20 protein-coding genes and 1 riboswitch are annotated in these 20,873 nt (G+C 67.2%); of the genes, 9 read left to right on the top strand and 11 right to left on the bottom strand.

What is annotated here, in order from left to right; all coding sequences use genetic code 11:
• The first annotated feature begins 1 nt into the window (after nucleotide 1).
• The 7 genes from GH2_RS15245 to GH2_RS15215 all read left to right on the top strand — a co-directional run bounded on the left by GH2_RS15245 (nucleotide 2) and on the right by GH2_RS15215 (nucleotide 7,995).
• Entirely contained in the window at nucleotides 2-1,078 is a 1,077-nt protein-coding gene (locus GH2_RS15245) for a branched-chain amino acid ABC transporter permease (protein ID WP_066169717.1), read from the top strand.
• Entirely contained in the window at nucleotides 1,075-2,580 is a 1,506-nt protein-coding gene (locus tag GH2_RS15240) for an ATP-binding cassette domain-containing protein (RefSeq protein WP_066169714.1), read from the top strand. The genes GH2_RS15245 and GH2_RS15240 overlap by 4 nt, the downstream gene beginning before the upstream one ends.
• 19 nt (nucleotides 2,581-2,599) lie before the next feature.
• Nucleotides 2,600-3,742, top strand: coding sequence for a CaiB/BaiF CoA transferase family protein (locus tag GH2_RS15235; protein ID WP_084247531.1), 1,143 nt, complete (start codon nucleotides 2,600-2,602; stop codon nucleotides 3,740-3,742).
• Nucleotides 3,743-3,784: 42 nt separating this feature from the next.
• Nucleotides 3,785-4,561, top strand: coding sequence for an enoyl-CoA hydratase/isomerase family protein (locus tag GH2_RS15230; RefSeq protein WP_066169711.1), 777 nt, complete (start codon nucleotides 3,785-3,787; stop codon nucleotides 4,559-4,561).
• 1 nt (nucleotide 4,562) lies between these two features.
• Nucleotides 4,563-6,254, top strand: a complete 1,692-nt coding sequence (locus tag GH2_RS15225) for a carboxyl transferase domain-containing protein (protein WP_239589030.1) — start codon at nucleotides 4,563-4,565, stop codon at nucleotides 6,252-6,254.
• A 46-nt stretch (nucleotides 6,255-6,300) separates the two neighbouring features.
• Nucleotides 6,301-7,053 (top strand): 3-oxoacyl-ACP reductase FabG, encoded by a 753-nt coding sequence (gene fabG / locus GH2_RS15220; RefSeq protein WP_066169708.1) that lies wholly within the window; start codon nucleotides 6,301-6,303, stop codon nucleotides 7,051-7,053.
• Between the two features lie 258 nt (nucleotides 7,054-7,311).
• Entirely contained in the window at nucleotides 7,312-7,995 is a 684-nt protein-coding gene (locus GH2_RS15215) for a TetR/AcrR family transcriptional regulator (RefSeq protein WP_066169705.1), read from the top strand.
• A gap of 49 nt (nucleotides 7,996-8,044) precedes the next feature.
• On the opposite strand, the gene GH2_RS15210 is transcribed toward GH2_RS15215, so the two are convergent.
• From GH2_RS15210 to GH2_RS21645, 6 genes are all read right to left on the bottom strand, one after another.
• Nucleotides 8,045-9,250, bottom strand: coding sequence for an amidohydrolase (locus GH2_RS15210; protein WP_066170143.1), 1,206 nt, complete (start codon nucleotides 9,248-9,250; stop codon nucleotides 8,045-8,047).
• Nucleotides 9,251-9,406: 156 nt separating this feature from the next.
• A complete protein-coding gene (locus GH2_RS15205) occupies nucleotides 9,407-10,480 on the bottom strand; it encodes an ABC transporter substrate-binding protein (RefSeq protein ID WP_084247529.1) in 1,074 nt (357 codons plus the stop codon).
• Nucleotides 10,477-11,292 carry an ABC transporter ATP-binding protein gene (locus tag GH2_RS15200; protein ID WP_066169703.1) on the bottom strand — a complete coding sequence of 272 codons (816 nt, stop codon included), beginning with the start codon at nucleotides 11,290-11,292 and terminating at the stop codon, nucleotides 10,477-10,479. Before GH2_RS15200 ends, GH2_RS15205 begins: the two co-directional genes overlap by 4 nt.
• Nucleotides 11,289-12,392: a FecCD family ABC transporter permease gene (locus tag GH2_RS15195; RefSeq protein WP_157086107.1), complete on the bottom strand. Its 1,104-nt coding sequence runs from the start codon at nucleotides 12,390-12,392 to the stop codon at nucleotides 11,289-11,291. The genes GH2_RS15200 and GH2_RS15195 overlap by 4 nt, the downstream gene beginning before the upstream one ends.
• Nucleotides 12,393-12,507: 115 nt before the next feature.
• Complete coding sequence (locus GH2_RS21355) at nucleotides 12,508-13,266, bottom strand: class I SAM-dependent methyltransferase (protein ID WP_084247527.1); 759 nt, start codon at nucleotides 13,264-13,266, stop codon at nucleotides 12,508-12,510.
• 394 nt (nucleotides 13,267-13,660) lie between these two features.
• Nucleotides 13,661-13,825 (bottom strand): hypothetical protein, encoded by a 165-nt coding sequence (locus GH2_RS21645; RefSeq protein WP_157086106.1) that lies wholly within the window; start codon nucleotides 13,823-13,825, stop codon nucleotides 13,661-13,663.
• A gap of 176 nt (nucleotides 13,826-14,001) precedes the next feature.
• A riboswitch (cobalamin riboswitch) is annotated at nucleotides 14,002-14,131 on the bottom strand.
• Between the two features lie 102 nt (nucleotides 14,132-14,233).
• Here GH2_RS21645 and GH2_RS15190 point away from each other — a divergent pair.
• Complete coding sequence (locus GH2_RS15190; protein ID WP_066169700.1) at nucleotides 14,234-14,851, top strand: TetR/AcrR family transcriptional regulator; 618 nt, start codon at nucleotides 14,234-14,236, stop codon at nucleotides 14,849-14,851.
• On the opposite strand, the gene GH2_RS15185 is transcribed toward GH2_RS15190, so the two are convergent.
• The 5 genes from GH2_RS15185 to GH2_RS15165 all read right to left on the bottom strand — a co-directional run bounded on the left by GH2_RS15185 (nucleotide 14,802) and on the right by GH2_RS15165 (nucleotide 20,323).
• On the bottom strand, nucleotides 14,802-16,031 hold the full coding sequence (locus tag GH2_RS15185) for an SRPBCC family protein (RefSeq protein ID WP_084247526.1): 1,230 nt from the start codon (nucleotides 16,029-16,031) through the stop codon (nucleotides 14,802-14,804). The two genes, GH2_RS15190 and GH2_RS15185, sit on opposite strands and share 50 nt — an antisense overlap.
• A gap of 7 nt (nucleotides 16,032-16,038) precedes the next feature.
• Nucleotides 16,039-17,262, bottom strand: a complete 1,224-nt coding sequence (locus tag GH2_RS15180; protein ID WP_066169698.1) for an oxygenase MpaB family protein — start codon at nucleotides 17,260-17,262, stop codon at nucleotides 16,039-16,041.
• 15 nt (nucleotides 17,263-17,277) lie between these two features.
• A complete protein-coding gene (locus tag GH2_RS15175) occupies nucleotides 17,278-18,213 on the bottom strand; it encodes a crotonase/enoyl-CoA hydratase family protein (RefSeq protein WP_066169695.1) in 936 nt (311 codons plus the stop codon).
• Nucleotides 18,214-18,221: 8 nt separating this feature from the next.
• Nucleotides 18,222-19,424: a CaiB/BaiF CoA transferase family protein gene (locus GH2_RS15170; protein WP_066170134.1), complete on the bottom strand. Its 1,203-nt coding sequence runs from the start codon at nucleotides 19,422-19,424 to the stop codon at nucleotides 18,222-18,224.
• 77 nt (nucleotides 19,425-19,501) lie between these two features.
• Entirely contained in the window at nucleotides 19,502-20,323 is an 822-nt protein-coding gene (locus tag GH2_RS15165; RefSeq protein ID WP_066169692.1) for a sigma-70 family RNA polymerase sigma factor, read from the bottom strand.
• 87 nt (nucleotides 20,324-20,410) lie between these two features.
• On the opposite strand from GH2_RS15165, the gene GH2_RS15160 reads away from it, so the two are divergent.
• The gene (locus tag GH2_RS15160; RefSeq protein WP_066170131.1) at nucleotides 20,411-20,869 is read left to right on the top strand and encodes a carboxymuconolactone decarboxylase family protein; all 459 of its coding nucleotides are present in this window, start codon (nucleotides 20,411-20,413) and stop codon (nucleotides 20,867-20,869) included.
• Nucleotides 20,870-20,873 lie beyond the last annotated feature (4 nt).

The following is a 20,873-nucleotide window of genomic DNA, read 5'->3' as shown; positions in this document are numbered from 1 at the left end:
CATGACCGACATTCGGTCGACCGGGATCGTGCGGATTCTGCGGAATCAGCGCCCCGCACTCGCTGTCGCCGGCATCGCCGCGGTGGCACTCGCGTTCGCTGCCGGAGCGCCGACAGCAGAGAACACGCTCATCCTGATCGGAATCTACGGGTTGATCGCCACGGCTCTGGGGATGGCGTACGGGCAAGGCGGCATGATGTCGCTCTGCCACGCGAGTTTCGCGGCGCTCGGCGCGTACGCCACCGCCATCGCGACCACCCAGTGGGGACTGAGTCCCTTCCTCGGGCTCGTCCTCGCTGTGGCGGTGCCCGCCGCGGTGGCCTACATCGTCGCGAGATTGATCGTGCGCATGTCCTCGCTCGCACTCGCTCTCGCGACCCTCTTTCTCGGCAGCGTCGTGAGCATCCTGCTCAACCAGGGCGGGGATTTCACGGGCGGATACGACGGCATCGGTGGCGTTCCACCATTGCCATTCGTCCAGACGCCGCTCGACCTCGCCATGGTCGTGTGGGTGTGCATCATCATCGCGGTCGTGCTGTACACGAACATGGTTCGGTCCGCCGCCGGTCGCGCGACCAACACCGTCCGGGTCGACGCCGTGCGTGCCCAGGCAGATGGAGACAACGGACCCCGGCGGCTCAGCGCGCTGTTCGCGTTCTCAGCAGCTGTCGCCGGCGTCGGTGGCTGGCTCTACGCGCATTACATGACCTACATCTCGCCGGAATCGCTCTCCCTCAATCTGTCGCTGACGCTGCTGCTGATGGTTCTCGTCGGCGGCGCGCGACACGTACTCGGGCCCGTTCTTGGGGCGGCTCTGCTGACCTACCTCCAAGACACGTTGCCCGATGAGATGCAGGGCCTTCTTCTCGGCATCGCCGTGGTGCTCGTGTTGGTGATTGCTCCACGCGGGATTCTCGGCACCGCAGAGACGGCCTGGTTGAAGCTGCGTCGTTCCCGACGCACTTCCGGTCCAGCAACACCGAAACCGACCGTGCTGCCGGACTCCCCATCGAAGACAGGCGGCGCGATGCCGACCACGGACCCGGCGTCCTCGTTCCGAAAGGCGGTCCAGTCATGACGCTCCGCGCTCACTCCATCGGCGTCCGCTTCCGCGGTGTCGTCGCGCTGGACGGCGTCGACATCGCTGTCGAGCCCGGCCAGGTGGTCGCCCTCGTCGGGCCGAACGGTTCCGGTAAGAGCACGCTCTTCAACGCCATCACGGGATTCGTCGCTCTCCACAGCGGAAGCGTGTTCGTCGATGAGGAAGACATCTCCGACGATCCGGCAGACGCCCGGATCCGCCGGGGCGTCGCCCGAACCTTCCAGACTCCGCGGATCGACGCCGACCTGACCGTCGCCGACAGCGTCCTGTGCGGGTTCCTGCCATCGCTGCGCACTGCACTGGTTCCCGCTGCGGTGGGGATCGGCGGGACGAAGGAGCGTGATGCGCGCGCTTCCTGCGAGCGACTGCTCGACTCCTTCGGACTCGCTGACCATGCAGACACTCCTCTGGGCGAACTGCCGCTCGGCACTGTCCGGATGGCGGATGTGCTCCGAGCGATGGCGATGAACCCCCGCTATCTCCTTCTTGATGAGCCGGCAGCGGGCCTGTCGCAGGAGGAGCAACAACTGCTCACGTCGGGTATTCGCACCATTGCCGACAGTGGGGTCGGGGTCCTGCTGGTCGAGCAAAACTTCCCGCTCGTGCGAGACATCGCCGATGTGCTGGTAGTCCTCGAGAGTGGAAAGGTCATCGCGTCGGGCGAACCGGAGCACGTCGCTTCGGACGCGCGGGTCGTCGAAGCCTATCTGGGCTCCAGCGGAGAGTCCGGGTTCACGAAGCACACCCCGGCTTCCGCAGGCGGAGCCCCGGCACTCACTGTGAACGGCTTCTCCGTCTCGTACGGCCGCGCTCGAGTGTGTCACGACGTCGACCTCACCGTCGGCCGCGGCGAGATCACGGCCGTCCTCGGCCCGAACGGAGCCGGAAAGTCCAGTCTGATGGCTGCGCTCGCGGGCATCCGCCTCGACGGTCGTCGGTGGAGCGGCACGGTGGCGCTCGGTGACCACGACATCAGCGAACTGGGTGCACAGCATCGTGCCGGTGTCGGCCTCGCGTTTGTCCCGGAACGGCGCGGGAACACCTTTCCAGGGCTCAGCGTCGAGGAGAATCTCACCCTGGCGCTGCAGGTCCTGCCTCGCGCCGACAGTGCCGAGGCACTGTCGGAAGTGCACGAGATCTTTCCGAAGCTCACCACCCTCGCCGGGACGCAGGTCGGCCTCCTGAGCGGCGGTGAGCAGCAGATGGTCGCGATCGGCATGGCGTTGTGCACTCGACCGTCTGCACTGCTCCTCGACGAGCCGACGCAGGGCCTCGCACCGGCGATTCTGGACGACCTCATCGAGACGTTCGCCGCCTTGCGCGACAAGGGCCTCGCGGTTCTGCTCGCCGAGCAGAACCAGTCGTTCGCCGCGGCGCTCGCCGACAACTTCCTGGTGCTGTCCCACGGCGAAGTCGCCGCACGGGGCGGCCACGCCGAACTCGCTGACCGTCGAGCCATCGCCGATGCATACCTGTGAATCGAAGGAGGAGAATGCAATGACCACCGGTCACGGTGCCAACGGGCCGCTGGCAGGCATCCGCGTCGTCGACATGTCGCGGCTTGCGCCAGGCCCCTACGCCACGATGCTCCTGGCAGACATGGGCGCGCAGGTCACGGTGGTCGGCGGCGGCCGCGCGGGCACGCAGCTCGACGCCGTCGCTCGCGGCAAACAGTTCATCGCACTCGATCTCAAGAGCGACGACGGCCGGGACGCACTGCATCGGCTGGTGGCCCGAGCGGACGTGTTCGTCGAGAGCTTCCGTCCCGGTGTTGCAGACAAGCTCGGTGCGGGTTACGCCCAGCTCCGGGCTGTACGCCCCGATCTCGTCTACTGCTCACTCACCGGATACGGGCAGACCGGCCCGCTCAGCTCGGCGGCAGGCCACGACATCAACTACATCGCGCTCACCGGAGTGCTCGGGGCGATGGGCCCGGCCGGCGCACCGCCCGCCCTTCCTCTCAACCTCGTCGCCGACTTCGCCGGCGGATCGCTTCTGGCTGCGTCAGCGATCACGGCAGCTCTGTACGAACGCTCCCAGTCCGGTGACGGCCAGTACCTCGATGTCGCCATGATCGATGGAGTCCGCTCGATGATGGCCATGCACTACGAGATGTGGGGCACTTCGGCAGCACCGGGTCAGGGAACCGGGATGATGAGCGGCGCCGCGCCGTTCTACCGGTGCTATGCCACGTCGGATGGACGATTCGTCGCCGTCGGCGCACTGGAACCGCAGTTCTTTGCAGCGCTATGGCGCACGCTCGGACTGGGCGAGCCTCCCGCCCAGTACCCCCGAAGTCAGTGGCCTGCCATCGAAGAAGCCCTCGACGCAGCATTCCGTACGCGCACGCGTGACGAATGGGCGGAGTTGTTTCACGGAACAGACGCGTGCGTGACGCCGGTTCTCGCGCCCGATGAGGTTGCGGCGCAACCGCACCTGCATCACCGACACGGCGGTGGATTCACCGACACCGTCCCGCCGGTGCCCAGGATGTCGCGGACTCCGGCCCGTGCTGCTGCGACCGACCGCGCTGACCACACCGTCGCTGTCCTGCAAGAGCTGGGCCTGAGCGCCGAGCAGATCGTCCGCGCGCACGACAGCAGCACTCCGGAAGGGCTGACGGGGTGGCCGGACATGTGACCGACTGCGTGAGAAAAGACCACACCACTGAGGAGATACACCATGCCTGAAGTCATTCTGGATCGCTGCGGCGCCGTCGCCACGGTGACCCTCAACCGCCCCGATGCCATGAACGCGATGAACACTCCACTGCTCGATCAGCTAGTCGGGACACTTGAGACGCTCAGCGACGATCCCACCACGAGAGTGATCATTCTGACCGGAGCCGGCCGCGCCTTCTGCGCCGGCGGCGATCTGCACGCCGATTACAGCGGAGGGAGCAACGCGCAGGCAGAGAGCCGACTGCGTCATCACGTGCGCGCCGCGGAGATCCTCCGAGAAGGCGACGCCGTGAGCATCGCCGCGATCAACGGACCCGCCGCCGGTGCCGGATTCTCGCTGGCGGCGGCGTGCGATCTCCGCTACATGGCCGATACTGCGGTCCTTCGCTCAGCATTCCTCACCGCTGCGATGTCCGGCGACTTCGGCCTCGGCTGGTCGCTGTCGCGGCTGCTCGGCACTGCGCGAGCGACGGAGATCCTCTTGCTGAACGAGAAGATCACGGCCGACCGCGCTCTCCAGATCGGACTCGTCACCGGCGTCACGTCCCATGCCGAACTCGACGAGACCGTACGAGCGGCAGCGCAGAAACTCGCCGCTGGGCCGCCGCTCGCTATCGCCGGCATCAAGCAGAACCTTCACGACGCCACGACACTGCCGTTCACCGAGTGCCTGCGCCGTGAAACATCCACACACGTGGCGGTCGCACGCAGCGCCGACGTCGCCGAGGCGGGCGCGGCCTTCCTCGCCAAGCGTGCACCGCACTTCATCGGGAGTTGACATGACTGTTTCTGAAACACTGCCCATGGGCGGCTACGCCGGCGACGTGCCGACCGTCGAGATCACCGCCGAGATCGCCGCCACCGTCTGCACGGTGGACGCCGCCCCGGGCAGCCGAGTGCTGCCGGGCGATCTCCTGATGGTGCTCGAATCGATGAAGATGCAGATCCCGATCCGCGCTGATCGGGCCGCGACTGTCGTCGATGTCGCCATCGAGGTCGGCGATACCGTTCGCAACGGCGACGTCCTCTGCCGACTCACCGCAGAGAACGCGAGTCTGGCCGACGATGCAGGCGGAGACGCGTCGGTGTCGTCGACGCCGGAGGCACGCCTGGCCGCCCTGTTCGACCCTGGATCCATGCGGCTGCTCGATGCTGACGACGGTTCCGGCGTTCGGACTGCCGAAGGCGCCGTCGAGGGAATCCGAGCACTCGCGTACGCGTCCGATCGTGCGGTCCAGGGCGGCGCACTGGGCATGGACGGTTGTATGCGGATCACCCGACTCACCGATCGTGCGGTGAGTGAGAACGTTCCGGTGCTGGGGGTGTGGCACTCCGGTGGAGCACGATTGGCTGAGGGCGTGTCGTCGCTCGACGGGATGGGCCAAATGTTCGCGTCCATCACGCGGGCCTCGGGACGAGTCCCGCAGATCTCCGTGATCCTGGGTCCGGCCGCTGGTGGAGCGGCCTATGGCCCGGCACTGACCGACGTCGTGGTGATGGCGCGCGGCGCCAAGATCTTCGTGACCGGTCCGGGTGTGGTCGCGTCGGTCACCGGCGAATCGGTCGACATGGAGACGCTCGGGGGTGCGGATACGCATCTGAACCGTTCCGGCGTCGCGCACATCGTCGGCGAGGACGATGCTGATGCGGTGGCACGCGCCCGCGCGGTGACCGTGTTGTTGAGCGGTCAGCGTCGATCGTCGTGGACTCGCTCAGTCATGGACCCGGGTTCGCTCCTTCCGGACCAGGCGGACGTCGCCTACGATGTGCACCCGGTCGTGTCCGCGATCCTCGACGAGAACGCCGATGACGCGCCCGCATGGCATGAGCTGCAGGCGGGATGGGCGCCGAACATAGTGACCGGGCTAGGTCGCCTCGAAGGCCGCCCGGTGGGCGTACTCGCGAACAACCCGATTCGCCGAGGTGGATGCCTCGACTCCGAGTCCGCCGAGAAGGCGTCGCGGTTCGTGCGACTCTGCGATTCCTTCGGCATTCCACTGCTCGTCCTGGTCGATGTTCCCGGCTACCTACCGGGTGTCGATCAGGAATGGAATGGCGTGGTACGGCGTGGCGCTAAACTCTTGCACGCGTTCTCGGATGCGAGCGTCGCCCGGATCACGGTCATTCTCCGCAAGGCGTACGGCGGCGCCTATATCGCCATGAACTCCCATTCGCTCGGGGCATCCGCCGTCTTCGCGTGGCCGGGTGCGGAGATCGCGGTCATGGGCGCGACCGCTGCTGTCCGCATCCTGAAGCGACGTGACCTGGCAGGTCTTGCCGGTGACGAATTGGCGGCGAAAGAGACCGAGCTCGCCGAGGCCCACCTGCGCGAATCAGGTGGGATCGATCCGGTGATCGAAGCCGGCTGGGTCGACGCCATCATCGAGCCCGCGGCGACCAGAGACGCCGTGGTCGAGGCCTTCCGGGGTGCGTCCCATCACCGGAACGGAATCCGCAACATCCCCCTGTGATCGACACGGGCTGCCCTGTTCGAACCACACACGAAAGAGAAGAATCATGACTGAATCACGCACCGCCATTGTCACCGGCGCCGCTCGCGGAATCGGCGCCGCCGTCGCCGAACGCCTCCTTGCCGACGGACTGCGCGTGGCGCTCGTCGACAGTGACGCGGATCTGCTGGAAAGCACATCTAAGCGGCTGTCCGGAGGAGGGCGGCTCTGCGCCGTCGTCGCTGACGTCCGCGACCCCGACGCCGTCGACCAGGCAGTGGCCCAGACCGCGCAAGAGCTCGGAGCGCCGACCGTTCTCGTCAACAACGCCGGGTACACCCGGGACAATCTGCTGCACAAGATGTCACTGGACGATTGGGACTCGGTGATGGATGTGCACTTGCGCGCCGCATTCATGATGACGCGCGCCGTGCAGACTCACATGGTCGACGCCGGGTCGGGACGAATCGTCAACATCTCCTCCATCGCGGCACTGGGAAACCGAGGCCAGGTCAACTACAGCGCGGCGAAGGCCGGCGTCCAGGGATTCACGCGGACGCTCGCCATCGAACTCGGACGGTTCGGTGTCAACGCCAACGCCATCGCGCCCGGGTTCATCGAAACCGCGATGACGCGCGCGACGGCGGAGCGGATGCGGATGACCTTCGACGATATGAAAGCCCATGCGGAACAGCAGATTCCGCTTGGACGTGTGGGTCAGCCCACCGATATCGCCGACGTGGCGTCCTTCCTCATCGGTCCGGACTCCTCGTATGTCTCCGGTCAGGTGCTGTACGTGAGTGGAGGACCCACGGTGTGATGCTCGGGAGGTGGAGGGCAGCGCGGATAGGGATTCGCGCTGCCTTCCGAGGCGAGTACCAGTTGAACGACGAGGTCGGACGTGGGTATGCGTGTCCATGTGAACTGTGATCGGGGCGCCGGTCTCGAGGTGCGCCTGTCCTATCGTCCGCATCACCGCTCGATGCCACCGGTCAGGTCGGCTTCCTCGTCGCGCGCTTCGGGAACGCCGCTTTCACGTCGGTGCCGTCGTTCCGAATGTCGTTGATAGAGTTCACCCATGTCCAGCTCAGGAGAAAATGGGGAAGTCGACGACGGCATTCCGTCGATGGCGAACCAGTCGCTCCTGCGCGACCTCCCGACGACAGCGCGTGGACTACGCACTCGTAGTGCATTGATCGCCGCGGCACGCACAGTCTTCGAGCGGGACGGATTCCTGGACGCGCGACTGGCCGATATCTCGGCCGAGGCACAGTGCTCAGCCGGTACGTTCTACACGTATTTCTCAAGCAAGGACGAGATCTTCGCGGCGGTGCTCGCCGTCGCACAGGAAGAGATGCTGCATCCCGGCATGGCGCACGTGGCCGGTGCAGACAACCCCGTCGCAATCATCGACGCGAGCAATCGGGCCTATTTCGAATCGTATCGGCGCAATGCGAAGCTGATGGCATTGCTCGAACAGGTCTCGCACGTCGATCCACAGTTCCGGGAATTGCGACAGAAACGAACCGATGCCTTTGTACAGCGCAATGCGCGCAGCATCGAGTCCTTGCAGAAGCGCGGATTGGTCGACCCCGCAATGGATCCGCTCTTCGCCTCCAGAGCGCTGTCGAGTATGACGAGTCGACTTGCGTACGGGTACTTCTGCAACGTTGACTCCGCGGAGATCACCGAGGACGACATGGATCTGCTCACCCGCAACACCACGCGCATCTGGACCAACGCACTCCGAATCGAGTCGTAGCGGCGGGGTCACGCTCACCTGCGCCTCGCTGCGGCAAGTCGCCGGTTGCTCATCCGAGATAGGCGAGTGCCGCCGCGACCAAGGCGCGCACGCCGGTGTCGAGCGTCGGCTGGATGACCGGCGCGTAGAACGGCGAGTGGTTGACGGGGATGTCCTGAGCGATCCGCCCGGCGCGCTCCGCCTCGGCGAAGGCGGCGGCGTCCACACCGCCGAGACCCCAATAGGTGTACGGCGCCCCGAGTGCGCTGGGAAGGTCGCTGAAGTCCTCACTCGCGGTCTGCAGTGGCAGTTCGGTGCAGTGGTCGCCGAACTGGGCGTCGAATGCCGCCCGAATCCGGGCGGTGACGTCCGCGTCGTTGATCGTGGGAGGGAACCGGTCGAACATCTCGAACTCGGGTTCCCTCGGCGAGCCGGACGCCTGGCACTCGGCGGTCACGATGCGGCGGACGGCGTCGAGCACGTAACTGCGGGTCTGTTCGTTGTACGTGCGGACGTTGAGTTCGAGGACCGCGTGGTCGTCGATCACGTTGCTCTTGGTACCGGCCTCGATGCGGCCCACCGTCAGAACTGCGGGTTCGGTCGGCGGGAGTTCGCGGGCGACGATGGTCTGCAGTCGGAGCACGATCGCCGCCGCGAGCACGACGGGGTCGACACTCGCCTGGGGCATGGAGCCGTGCGAGCCCCGTCCGTGCACGGTGATGCGCATGCTGTCCGCCGCCGACAGGACCGGCCCCTCCCGAACACCGACCGTGCCCGCGGGCATCGGCAGCACATGCTGTGCCAGCGCCACGTCGACCGGTCCGACGAGCTCGGCGAGACCGTCGTCGACCATGGTCTGGGCGCCGTCGCCGAGTTCTTCTGCGGGCTGGAACAGGGTCACGAGCGTCCCGCTCCAGTGGTCGAGGGCCCCGGCAAGCAGGGCGGCGGCACCGAGCAGCGCGGTGACGTGCACGTCGTGTCCGCAGGCGTGCATCACCGGAATCGGGACGCCGCGGTCGTCGTCGACCGTCACCGAGCTGGCGTAGTCCAGCCCGGTGGCCTCCGACACCGGGAGGGCGTCCATGTCGGCGCGCAGCAGGACGGTCGGGCCCCCACCGTTGCCGTTGCCGAGGATCCCGACCACACCGGTGCCGCCGACGCCGGTGGTCACCCGGTATCCGAGCGAGTCGAGGCGTTCGGCGACGGCCGCGGCGGTTCGGTGTTCGCGGTGAGAGAGCTCGGGATGCTGGTGCAGATCCCGATAGAAGCCCGTCATCGTGTCGCCGAGGTCGGTGAGGCCTGCGAGGACGGCGGCGGTCGCGGAGTCGTTCACGAGTACTCCTTCGAGTCGGATTGGACCGACGATCGGGGTGTACTTCGACTGTAGGCCCGTCGGGCCGATGACGATGTCGAGGACCGAACCTCGAGCCGGCTACTTCGTCAGCAACTGATTCCCGTCCAAGTTCAGCGACGTGATGTCGAGAGCGGGGGTGATGGACGACGTCGGCAGCGCTCCCGTCGTCTCCAGCGCTTTCCGGAGGGTTTCGGCGGCGTCGATGTTGAGAGGACTGGACACCCACATCGCATAGGGCAGGTTGATGAAGCGATTCTCCTGGACCGCCCGCAGCGAGCGGCTCGCCGGGTTGCTGCGGAGGGCGGCGATCTTCTCACCGACCGACTGTCCGGGGTAGTCGACGAAGGCGATCACGTCCGGATCGGCGGTGGCGACGCGTTCCCAGCTGACAGCAGTCCAGGTGTCCTTCACGTCTTCAGTGGCGCTGCGGGCTCCGGCGGCATCGATGATGCCCTGCGGGCCGCCGAAAGCGCCCGAGGTGAAGACGGTGTCGCTGCCGCTGTCGAACACGAACACCGTGGGCGGGTTCTCGGCCTGGGGCGCGGCACGCAAGGCTGCGAGCCGCCTCTTCACGTCGTCGGCCGCGGCCGCGCCCTCCTCCGCGTGGCCGGTGATGGTACCGATGTTCCGCAGATCGGTGTCGAGCGCCGTCCAGGGGTCCATGGTGCCGCGCTCCGGTGCGCCGTCGGCTTGCCGGCAGGCCTCCGAGAGCTGATAGACGTCGATTCCGTGCTGATTCAGGATGTCGATCGTGATTCCGCGCGACTCGCTCATCCCGTAGTTGTAGCCCGCGTACACGACCTGGGGTCTGGCGGCGACGAAGTTCTCCAACGTCGGCTGCTTGGTGGTCACCTCGTTGAGGTCGTCGACCTGCGATCCATAAGCCAAGCGCAGGACGTCTTTGTCCCGGGACAGCGAACTGACGGCCGTGATCGCGTCGTGCGCCCCCGCCGCCAGGGCAATGGCGATCATGCCGCCGTCGTTGACGAAGAGCCGGTTCAGCGGCTGCGGGAACGATGCCTCCTTGCCGCAGTTGGTGACGGTCACCGAGTCGCCGCCCGCCGAGTCCGACGTGGTGGAGCAGGCGGCCGTCGCGGTGACGGCGACGGCGCAGGCGAGTGCGGTGACGGTACGCAGGGCACGTGAAGTCACAAGGTCTCCTTCGTTAAAGCAGGGATGGGGGTCGCCTCGGTGAGCAGCAAGTGCGGCTGTGAGGTGGTGGGGTGCGTGACGATGTCGCCGCGCACGGCGAACACGTCGTGGATCAGGTCCGGGGTGAGGGTGTCGGCGGGCGGGCCGAAGGCGCGCAGGGTGCCCGCGTCGAGAACAGCGACCAGGTCGAAACAACGGACGGCGAGATCGAGATCGTGAATGGCTGCGATGGTGGTGCAGTCGAGGTCGTCGATCAGGCGCATGAGGCGCAGCCGCCACGCGACGTCGAGATGGTTGGTCGGCTCGTCCAGGACGAGCACGGGCGCTTCCTGTGCGAGCGCGCGGGCGATGGTGACCCGATGGCGTTCGCCGCCGGACAACTGGGTGCACGGGCGGTTCCGGTAGTCCGCCATGCCGACGGCGGCCAAGGCCTCCGCGATCACCGACTCCTCGGCGCCGTCGGACACCGACCACGGTCCGCGGTGCGGCGTCCGGCCGAGGGCGACCGCTTCGGCGACGGTCAGTTCGGCGCTGGGATGTTCCTCCTGACCGACGAAGGCCACCGCGAGGGCGCGCTGCCGGGCGCGCAGGGCGCCGATGTCCACACCGTCGACGCGCACCGTTCCCGCTGCCGGTGGTCGAATGCCCGCGATCGCCCGCAAGAGGGTGCTCTTACCGGTTCCGTTGGGTCCGACGACGGCGAGCCGAGCGCCCGCCGGGACGTCGAACGTCACGTCGGTGACGACCATCGCGCCGCCGGCGGCGCACGACAGCCCGGTCGCGGCGATGCGAGCGGCGCCCCGCGAGGTCATTTCTGGCCGCCGAACGAGTAGCTGCGCCGATTCATCAGGAACAGGAAGACGGGCGCGCCGATCAGGCCGGTGACGATACCGAGCGGCATCTCCCGCGGCGCGGCGGCGACACGGGAGATCACGTCGACCCAGATGAGAAACAGTGCGCCGCCGAATACGGCGACGGGAATGACGGCACGATGCGTCGCACCGACGAGCAGGCGCGCCGCATGCGGGACGATCAACCCGACGAACCCGATGCCGCCCGCCACCGCCACCAGGACGCCGATGAGCAGGGCCTGAATGGCGAACAACGCATTGCGGAGCGCGACGACGGGAACGCCGAGCGACGCCGCGGTGTCACTGCCTGCGGCGTACGCGTCGAGCCACGAGCGCATCGCAAGCATGGCGACCGCCGACGCCCCGACCACGACGACCGTGATCGGCAGTTTGGCCCAGGTGGCGCCGGACACGCTGCCGAGCATCCAGAACATGACGCTCTCGGCCGCGTGCGAGTCGCCGACGGTGAACACCAGCATCGACGACAACGCCATGAACGCCGACGACAGCACGACACCGGACAGGACCAGTCGCAGCGCAGTGAGTTCGCCCTGCGCCCGCGCGACCGAGTACACGAGTGCGGTCGCGGCGAGGGCGCCGATCAGCGCACCGCCGGACAACGCCCACACACCCAGGGCGGAGAAGGCGCCGATCGTGAGAACCGCGGTCGCGCCGACGGCCGCGCCCGACGAGACCCCGAGGAGATACGGGTCGGCGAGCGGATTGCGAACCAGTGTCTGCATCAGCGTGCCGGCCAGGGCCAGGCCGGCGCCGACCAGTGCGGCCAACAGCGAGCGGGGGAGTCGGAGATCCCAGACGATGACCGAGTACGCCGAATCCGACCGCTGCCCGACGAGGCCGTCGTACACGGTGCGCCACACATCGCCTATCGGAATGTGTTCGGCGCCGAACGCCACGGAGATCACCGCGCTGACGGCGGTCAGCAGAGCCAGCACCAGCGTGAGGGGAAGGAGGGGCAGCCGGCCGGTGGGTTGTCTGCGTGCGCTCGATCGGTCGGCGCGGGGTCGCGAGCGGACACGATCGATGTCACGGGGACGCATCGAGAGATTCGATGGCATGGGAACCTTATTTCTGTCGAGTATCTGTGCCGGAACTAGCCATGAGGAAGACGATGTGTCGGCGGCGAGTATGAAGTGGCTGCGAAACGACTTGTCTCTATTTCACTCCGTAGACAACGAAGTCGTCGAAAAACTGCCACAAAGTACCCGATTCAGAGAAGCCAGATTGCGCGAGTGCTGCGATCTGAAACTCGACCGTAGTGTCCGGTGCGCCAGAATCACCGGTGGTAATGTGGTTTCTTAGCGCAACAAGATCTTTCATTCCAGGCGCCGCACCTAATTCTTCCCACCACTCCTGCCAACTCAATACACCATTGTCGAATCCGTTCTGCTGAGTACGTTGATCGTGGCGACGAGACCAGCCCTCGATGAGGGGGGTGCGCGGACCGAATCGGAAGTGATCTCCATTGAGCAGAATTCCGTTCGGGTCTAGAATGTCGTACGCACGTCCGTAAAGCCGAAGCAACTCGTCGGGTTGCAGCCAATGCAATGCCGTCGTTGAAACGACTGCCTGTACGTTATCGAACCCCAACGAGTTCACTTTCTCGATCCACGAGGTGTCAGCCAGGTCAGCCTCCAACAGCCTGAGTCGATCGCCATTGTGCGGTGATGTGCGACGAGCAAGCTCTAGCAGCGCCCGGTCGAAATCTATGCCGATGACCGTAGAATTCGTAAATCTGTCCAGTATTCGGTTGCTAAGCGACCCCGGCCCGCATGCAAGGTCCACTATTGTGGGTGAGTCGGTGTCGATTCCGACTTCGAGCGCATCAAGAATCGCAGTGAACCGAAACTCGCGATTAGCGATGTACGCTTCCTGCTGACGATCCCAAGAAATTAGCAAGGCATCGAAATTCATTATTTCTCTCCAAGGGGCTGCGCTAGCCGTAGGGTCCAGAGTCTGTACGTTTGAGCTTCGAGTTGGGTTAAAATACGATCGAGTTTTCCGAAGGAGCCCTTCTTCAGCAGTTCGTCAGCCAACGTGATCGCCTCCCGGAATATCGCGGAGCGAGATATCCGAATCTGCTACCGCGATGTGCCCCAGATTCCCGTTGAGAGCGATGATCTCTGCCCACTTGGCTTCGATCCTCGACGACCCTTCGGCACTCGGGAAGCCCTTTCGTCGCCAACGCGTCCTTGAGTGACAGTGTCATCGGTCCTCCGCCGCGGTCGAGCCGACTGCGTCACCCGCCGAGCGTCGCGACCGGGTACATTAATTCTGTTTGAAACTGTTTCAAACATAGTGCATCAGCTCATATCCATGCAACGAAATGGCGAAGATCATCCGCATTCGTGGGCATGCCTTGCCGCTCAGGCGAGAACGCGACCAGCAGGCGGTTCAGTTCACGCGGGAACTTTGGGATCGTTGTAGTAGGCACGTTGATGAGCGCGCTGACGGCGGTCAGCACGGCGAGCACCCACGTGAGGGGAACGACGGGCAGCCGACCGGCGGGTTGTCGGCGAGCGCCGGATCGAGCAGCGCGGACCGTGAGCGGACACGATCGACGTCACGGGGACGCATCGAGAGATTCGATGGCACGGGGCCTTATTTCTGTCGAGTATCTGTGCGCGAGATACGTGGCGGACGAAAACGAGCACAGCCAGTGATCGGACTTAGGCCTCTGTCGAAGGGACCCTCACCGTTGCGCGCCAGTCTCGGATTCTCACCGAGTTCCCTGCTGCACTCTGTCGACACCATAGCAACCCGCTTGCTGCCCGACCTCGTCACTCAGGGCGGAGGAGGCGGCGGGGCAGAGTTGGCGGGCCCCTACGATGATGGGCACAGGCGACGACGATGCGGACGCGGCGGCGGAGAGGAGACCGAGATGGCTCGCGAGGTCTCGGCGCCGCGGCGTGGGCGGGGGCGCCCCCCGGGCCCGCCTCTCGATCTGGAACAGCGGCGCGCCGACCTGCTCGACGCCGCCGAAGACGCGATTCGCACGGTCGGGCCCGACGTGGGGTTGGGCGAGGTCGCGAAGATCGCCGGGCTGTCACGGTCAGCGGTGTACGCGGCCTTCGCGGACCGGGATGCGCTCCTGGACCGTCTGGCGGCCAGGCAGAGCGCGCGCATCGTCGAGCGACTCGGCGCGGTGCTGGCGACCATCGACGACCCGCGGGCGCAGACGCGGGCCGCCATCGACATCCTCGCCGACTGGTTCGAGACCGAACCGGTGCTGGCGCCGCTCTTGAGCACGCGGCTGAGTCATGCCGGCGGCGCGTCCGGATCGATCCTGAACGCCCTGGTGCAGATTCTGCGCGACGGCTTCACTGCGCGTGGCGCCGACGACGCGGGCGCCGAGCCCTGGGCGCACGCGATCGTCGGCGCGGTGTCCGCCACCATCGGCTGGTGGTCCAGGACGGAGACCATGCCGCGGACGGCTGTGGTCGACCATCTCACCGATCTGATCTGGGCGGGTTTCTCCGGGGTGTCGGCGTCGGACTGAGGCGATCGATCTCGGCTGGGTCCCTGCGCCCACCCGCATCGTCGGCCTGCAGATGGACCGCCGCACTGAACGCCCGGAGTCGGTGGCCCGCGACGTCGTATCCGGTGCGGGCGATCGCGGCGTCGAGGAAGTTCGGGTGGAGCCGTCGTACCGGGGCCACCCACCAGGGCTTGTACGCGTCGGGCAGGTCGTCGAGGAGCCGGTCGGAGGCAGTGCCGAAGATCGGTGCGAGCCGCAGATAGTCGGGGCGGAACTCGCGCAGGTCGCGGTCGGCGAAGTCGGTGTCGTGCACGCGGGCGATGGCGCGCGGGAGATCGGCCTCGATGTGCGCCGCCACGCCGGCGAGCAGTCCCTTCATGATCGGCAGCGCGGGATTCTCCGGGTCGACGCGCTCGCACGTCGACCACGCCTTCTGCCACGCGGGTTCGGCAGGCCGACCGGCCTGATACGCGTCGAGGTTGGTGGCGAAGTACTCGTGAAACGTCGGGATCAGCGCGAGTACCCAGTCCGGGTGCTCCAGACCCAGGCGCGACGGGGCTGCGGCGTTGGCGATCATCTCCTCGGAGACGTACTGGTACACGCGGGCGAACCATCGCTTCGGGTCGTCCGCCGCGGCGAGTCGGTCGGCGATAGCCCGTTGCTCGGCCAGCGCGCGGTCGGCGGCGGCCCGCAGCGCGGCGAGACGGTCCGGTGAGGGCCGCCGGCCGGTGACGGGAGCGGGATCCGAGGCGGGGCCGATCTCCAGATCGGCGACGAGCGTCCGCAGTACGGTGAGCGACGACCGCACCTCGCGCCGCAGGTAGGCGACCATGCCGCGGCCGAGCAGCGGGGCGACGAGGGCGACGTCGACCGTCCAGTCGACGCGGCACCGATCTGCGGTGAGCGGGGTGATCCGCTGCTCACCGCGGTGATGATGCAGGAGCGGTCCGGCGCGGAAGACGCGATAGCGGAACACGTGCGGACGTGCGCTGGCTTCGACCACTTCGAGGAAACCGATACCGCCGTGCGGCAAGGTGGTCCGGCGGAGCGCACCGACGCCGTCCGGGCGATCGCCTACGCCGCCTTCCTTGAGGGTGACGCGCGCCGACGACCACGTGTTCATCCGCGTGGGGTCGGTCAGCATCGCCCACGCCGTGTCCGCGTGGCACGGCAACTCGTCGCTCAGCGTGAAGGTGGTCATCGGACGTTCACGCGACCGAGTCCATCCGGCCTTCGTCGACGTGCCGGTAGCGGTTCCCGAAGTCGGCGTAGTCGCCGTCGTCGATCCCCAACCCCCGGGTCACCAGCCGGAACTCACGTTCGGCGATGGACCGTTCGGTTCCCAGGATGCCGAGCGTGCGAATCACCTCGCGAGAGCGGACGATCGGCCGGGCCAAGCCGACGACATGGTGCAGCGGTGTGGATCGAAGTCCCATGCCGCGGACCACCTCGGGATCCACCCACCGCGCGCTGATCGCGGAGAAGAGCGGTCGGAGAAAGGGTTTCGTGAGCTGGTGCAACACGGCGTCGAGTGGCCCGGGGAGGCCGACGGAGGTTCGGTAGCCGTCGTCGAGGAGAGCTTTGACCAGCACGCGGGACGCTTCGACGGGCTGGAGTCGGAACTCGCGGGAGATGGACCGGATCTCGGCGGCGTCGGCGAAGTCGACGGGCAATCGCTCCGGCTCCACTCCCATCGCCCAGCCGATATAGCGCCAGAGATGGGTGATGGCCTCCAGTTCGGCGCCCGAATAGCGGATGCCGAGATCTTTGGCGATGGTCAGCGGCAGCACGAGGAATCCCGCGGTGATGGTGAGCTGCGCATACGTCTGGTTGATCGGTGCGCCCCACTGCTCGCTGTCCCACTCGCCGGCGAGCAGATGATGGCGGACCATCGCGTGCACCAGGCGGATGCGGATGGTCTCGACCCAGCCGGGAGCGCCGGGGTCCATCATGCCGGGCGCGGTGGCCAGGGTGACCCACCGGCCGGTGGCGACCGCCCGGTCCCACGTGCCTTCGCTCAATCGGCCGGTCTCGATCAGCGGGCGCACGAATCCCTGCGCCTGGTAGCCGTAGATCAACGATTGGTACAGGGTGCCGACCTGCAGCGAGCCGAAGCGCCACCAGGCGGCGGCGCCCGCACGGGCGATGGCGGGGTCGAACCACTCCGGGGTGGCGGTGACGTGGGCGAGGAACTGGCGCAGGGCCTGCGACTCCGTCACCGGGTGCGTCGGTGTTTCGAGTGCGGCGAGGACCGCTGTCCACGTCAACGCCGAATCGCTCATCACGTCGGCGATGACGGCGTCGGCGAGCGGATCGCCGATCAGCAGTCCCTGCGCCATCTGGTCGACGCGCGCCGGGAACCGACGCCGCACCGAGTCCCAATTCTGTGCGCCGGTGATGGCGGCGGCTCGTGCCGACAGCATGTCCTCCATATAAAAGACAGTATGTCATTTATTGGGTTCCGGCAACGACCGGCGGGTCGTGCCGCCGGCGGTGGGCCCTGCGTCCCGGGTCCACTCCTCGTAGAACTCCGGCAGCTGCGAGGCCTTCGAAGTGAAGTCGGCGGGACGCTTCTCCAGGAACGCGCGGACCCCGTCGGCGCCGTCGCCGATGCTGGTGTAAAACATCGCGAGCGAATCGATCCGGTGTGCTTCGACGGGGTGGTCCTGGGCGGAATTGCGGTACAGCATCTGCCGGGCGAAGGCGACGGCCATGGGGGAGCGGTTCCGCGTCCAGGCATTCGCGAGTTCCACGGCGGCGTCGAGCAATTCGTCCGGCTCATGGACGCTCTGAGCCAGGCCGGCGTCGAGCACGGCCTGCGCGTCGAGGACATCGGCGCGATAGACCAGGTCGAGGGCCTTCGGCAACCCGACCACGCGAGGCAGGAACCACGACGACGCCGCTTCCGGGACGATCCCGAGCCTGCCGAAGACGAAACCGATCCGGCCCTTGGTGGAGATCAGACGGGCGTCCATCGGGAGCGTCATGGTGGCGCCGATGCCGACCGCGGCGCCGTTGATCGCGGCGATCACCGGCTTGCGGCAGGCATGGATGGCGAGGGTGACGCGGCCGCCGGTGTCGCGGACCCGTGCGATCTCGGGATCGTCGAGATCGGCCATGTCGGCCAGTCCCGGCCGCTTGCTGTTGTCGAGACCGAAGACGTTGTCGCCCTCGGTGCTCGCCAGATCCATGCCCGCGCAGAATGCGCGGCCGTTTCCGGTGACGATGACGGCGCGGACGGCGTCGTCGTCGTTCACGGCTCGGAAGATGTTCTCGAGGTCGCGTGCCATGTCGACCGTGAAGGCGTTGAGATGGTCCGGGCGGTTGAGCCGGACGATCAGGATGCCGTCGTTGTTCTCGTGCGTCAGCGTCGTGTAGTCCACGCGGTCGATTATCGGACACCGACGATGCGGGCGTCTGCGTACTCGGCGGTCTGCGCCGCGCTGTACCCGAGTTCGGCGAGCAGCGCGGCGGTGTGCTGCCCGAGCGCGGGGACATCGCCCATCGCCGCGGCGGCGTCACGGAAGGTCGCCGGCGGCAGCAGCGCTTTCACCGGGGCGAATTCGGTGCCGACCGTGCGCCAGCGGTCGCGGGCGGCGAGTTGCGGATGGTCGGCGACATCGCTCAGCTGCTTGATCTGTGCGGCGGGGACGCCGGCGTCGGCCAGTTTGGCATCCAGGTCGGCGGTGGTGAAACGGCGCGTCTGCTCGGCGACGACGGCGTCGCACGTGGCGCGGTTCTCCACCCGATGGATGTTGGTGTCGAAGCGGGGATCGGTGCGCAGCTCCGGCAGATGCAGGACGTCGGTCAACGCCGCCCAGCCGGCGTCGCTCTGGACGCCGATGAGGATCTGGCCGTCCGCGGTGGGATACGCGTCGTAGGGCGCGATCGACACATGACTGACGCCCATGCGCTGCGGCTGGGCGCCGGTGTACATCTGCGTATAAAGGGAGTGGCCCATCCACTCGACCGTCGCCTCGAGCATCGAGACCTCGATCGACGCGCCCTCGCCGGTGCGGTAGCGGCGCAGTAGTGCGGCGAGAACCGCTTGGGCGCAATACATTCCGGAAGCGATGTCGGCGGTGGGGATGCCGGTCTTCACGGCGTCGTCCGGAGTGCCGGTGATGGAGATGAGGCCGCTCTCGGCCTGGATCAGCATGTCGTAGGCCTTGCGGTGTTCAAACGGTCCGCCGCTGCCGTACCCGGACAGATCGACGGTGACGAGTTCGGGATGGTCGGCGCGGAGGTCGTCGGACCCGAACCCGAGCCGAGCGGCCGCACCGGGTGCGAGGTTCTGCAGGAAGACGTCGGACCGGTCGATCAACGACCGCACCAGAGCGCGCCCCTGCGCCGACTTGAGGTCGACGGCGAGCGACTCCTTGCCCCGATTCAGCCACACGAAGTGGGCTCCGGTGCCCGCGACGGCGGTGTCGTAGGCGCGGGCGAAGTCGCCGCCGTCGGGCCGCTCCACTTTGACGACGCGGGCGCCCAGATCGGCGAGCTGACGGGAGGCGAGGGGGACGGCGACGGCCTGCTCCAGGGTGACGACGGTGATGCCGTCGAGTGGAAGCGGCGGAGCCGGGTGCGGGGCCATGTGCTTCACTATCGCACCGCCGCGCGGTGAGTGGTGCGGGCGGTCGCCTGCGGGTTGACGCACGACCGCCAGGCGCGTCACGACACGTCGACGACCAGCAGTTCGTCGGCGCGCAGGGTCGCGTCGATCGCGGCGATCGATCCCGACGGGGCGAACGAGACATCCATGATCAGGAGCAGTTCGCCCGCTGCGCCGCCGGGGCGTGGCACCACGACGCCGACCTTGCCGTCGAGCAGCGCGGCGCGCGCGGTCGTCGCGCGGAACATGAACGCCTCCGCGATCGCCGAGGCACCGTGCACCAGGGCGGGCGGATCGTCGTCGGCGAACGTCCGGAACATCGCGTCGGGGTCGAGCAGGTCGACGAGGGCGCCGAAGTCGCCGTCCCGAGATGCGGAGAGGAAGGCCGCCACCGCTCGAGCGGGGTGTGACTGCGACGGTGCGGGTTCGGTGGTCACGCGCCGACGCGCACGGCTCGCGATCTGCCGCGTGGCGGCAGGTGATTTCCCGAGGATGTCCGCGATCTCGTCGAACGGAACCCCGAAGACGTCGTGCAGGACGAAGGCGACCCGTTCGGCGGGCGCCAGCGTGTGGACCACCGCGCTGAGCGCGGTGCCGACGGCGTCCGACAACTGGGCCTCGTCGGCGGGGCCGGCGTGGGTGTCGGGCAGGTCGACGGTCTCGATCGGGGCGGTGTCGCGTCGGGCCCGGAGCTTATCGAGGCAGATCCGGGAGACCACCGTCGTCAGCCACGCCGTCGGATTGTCGATGGTCTCGTCGGCCGAGGCGGTTCGGAGCCACGCATCCTGGACGGCTTCCTCGGCATCGGCCGGGGAGCCGAGCAGCCGGGTGGCCACCGCCAACAGGCGCGGTCGTGCCGCGACGAAGATCTCTGTCTGCATGTGTCACATTCTTCCCCGCTGCGGCGTCATATGAGTGTCGGGCGCCGACCCGAACCGATCGATCCCACTCTGAACAAGGAGAACCTCATGACCGCACGGATGACCAACCCGGCGATGCTGCTCCCCGGCGTCTTCGACGCGCTGATGGCGATGCACAAGTCCGTCGCCGACACTGGACTGCCGCAGGACCTCTGCGAGATGGTCAACATGCGCGCCAGTCAGCTCAACGGCTGCAGCACCTGCCTCGACGGACACTGGCGGCTGGCGCGTCGTTTCGGTGTCAGCGACGAGAAGCTGTTCGCCGTCGGCGCCTGGCGCGACGCGCCGTACTTCACCGATGCCGAACGCATCGCGCTGGAGATGACCGAGGAGCTGACCCACCTGTCGAGCAAGCCCGAAGCCGTTCCGGACGAGCTGTGGGAGCGGGCCGCCGAGGAGTTCGACGAGGCACAGTTGGCGGCGTTGATCGTCAACATCGCGACCATCAACTTCTACAACCGCGTCAACCACGCGACCCGGCAGCCGGGCGGCTCGTGGAAGCCGTAGGCCC

The sequence above is a fragment of the Gordonia hydrophobica NBRC 16057 genome, from assembly GCF_001592365.1.
GTDB classification, from domain to species: Bacteria; Actinomycetota; Actinomycetes; order Mycobacteriales; family Mycobacteriaceae; genus Gordonia; species Gordonia hydrophobica.
This window is presented reverse-complemented; position numbering and strand designations above follow the sequence as displayed.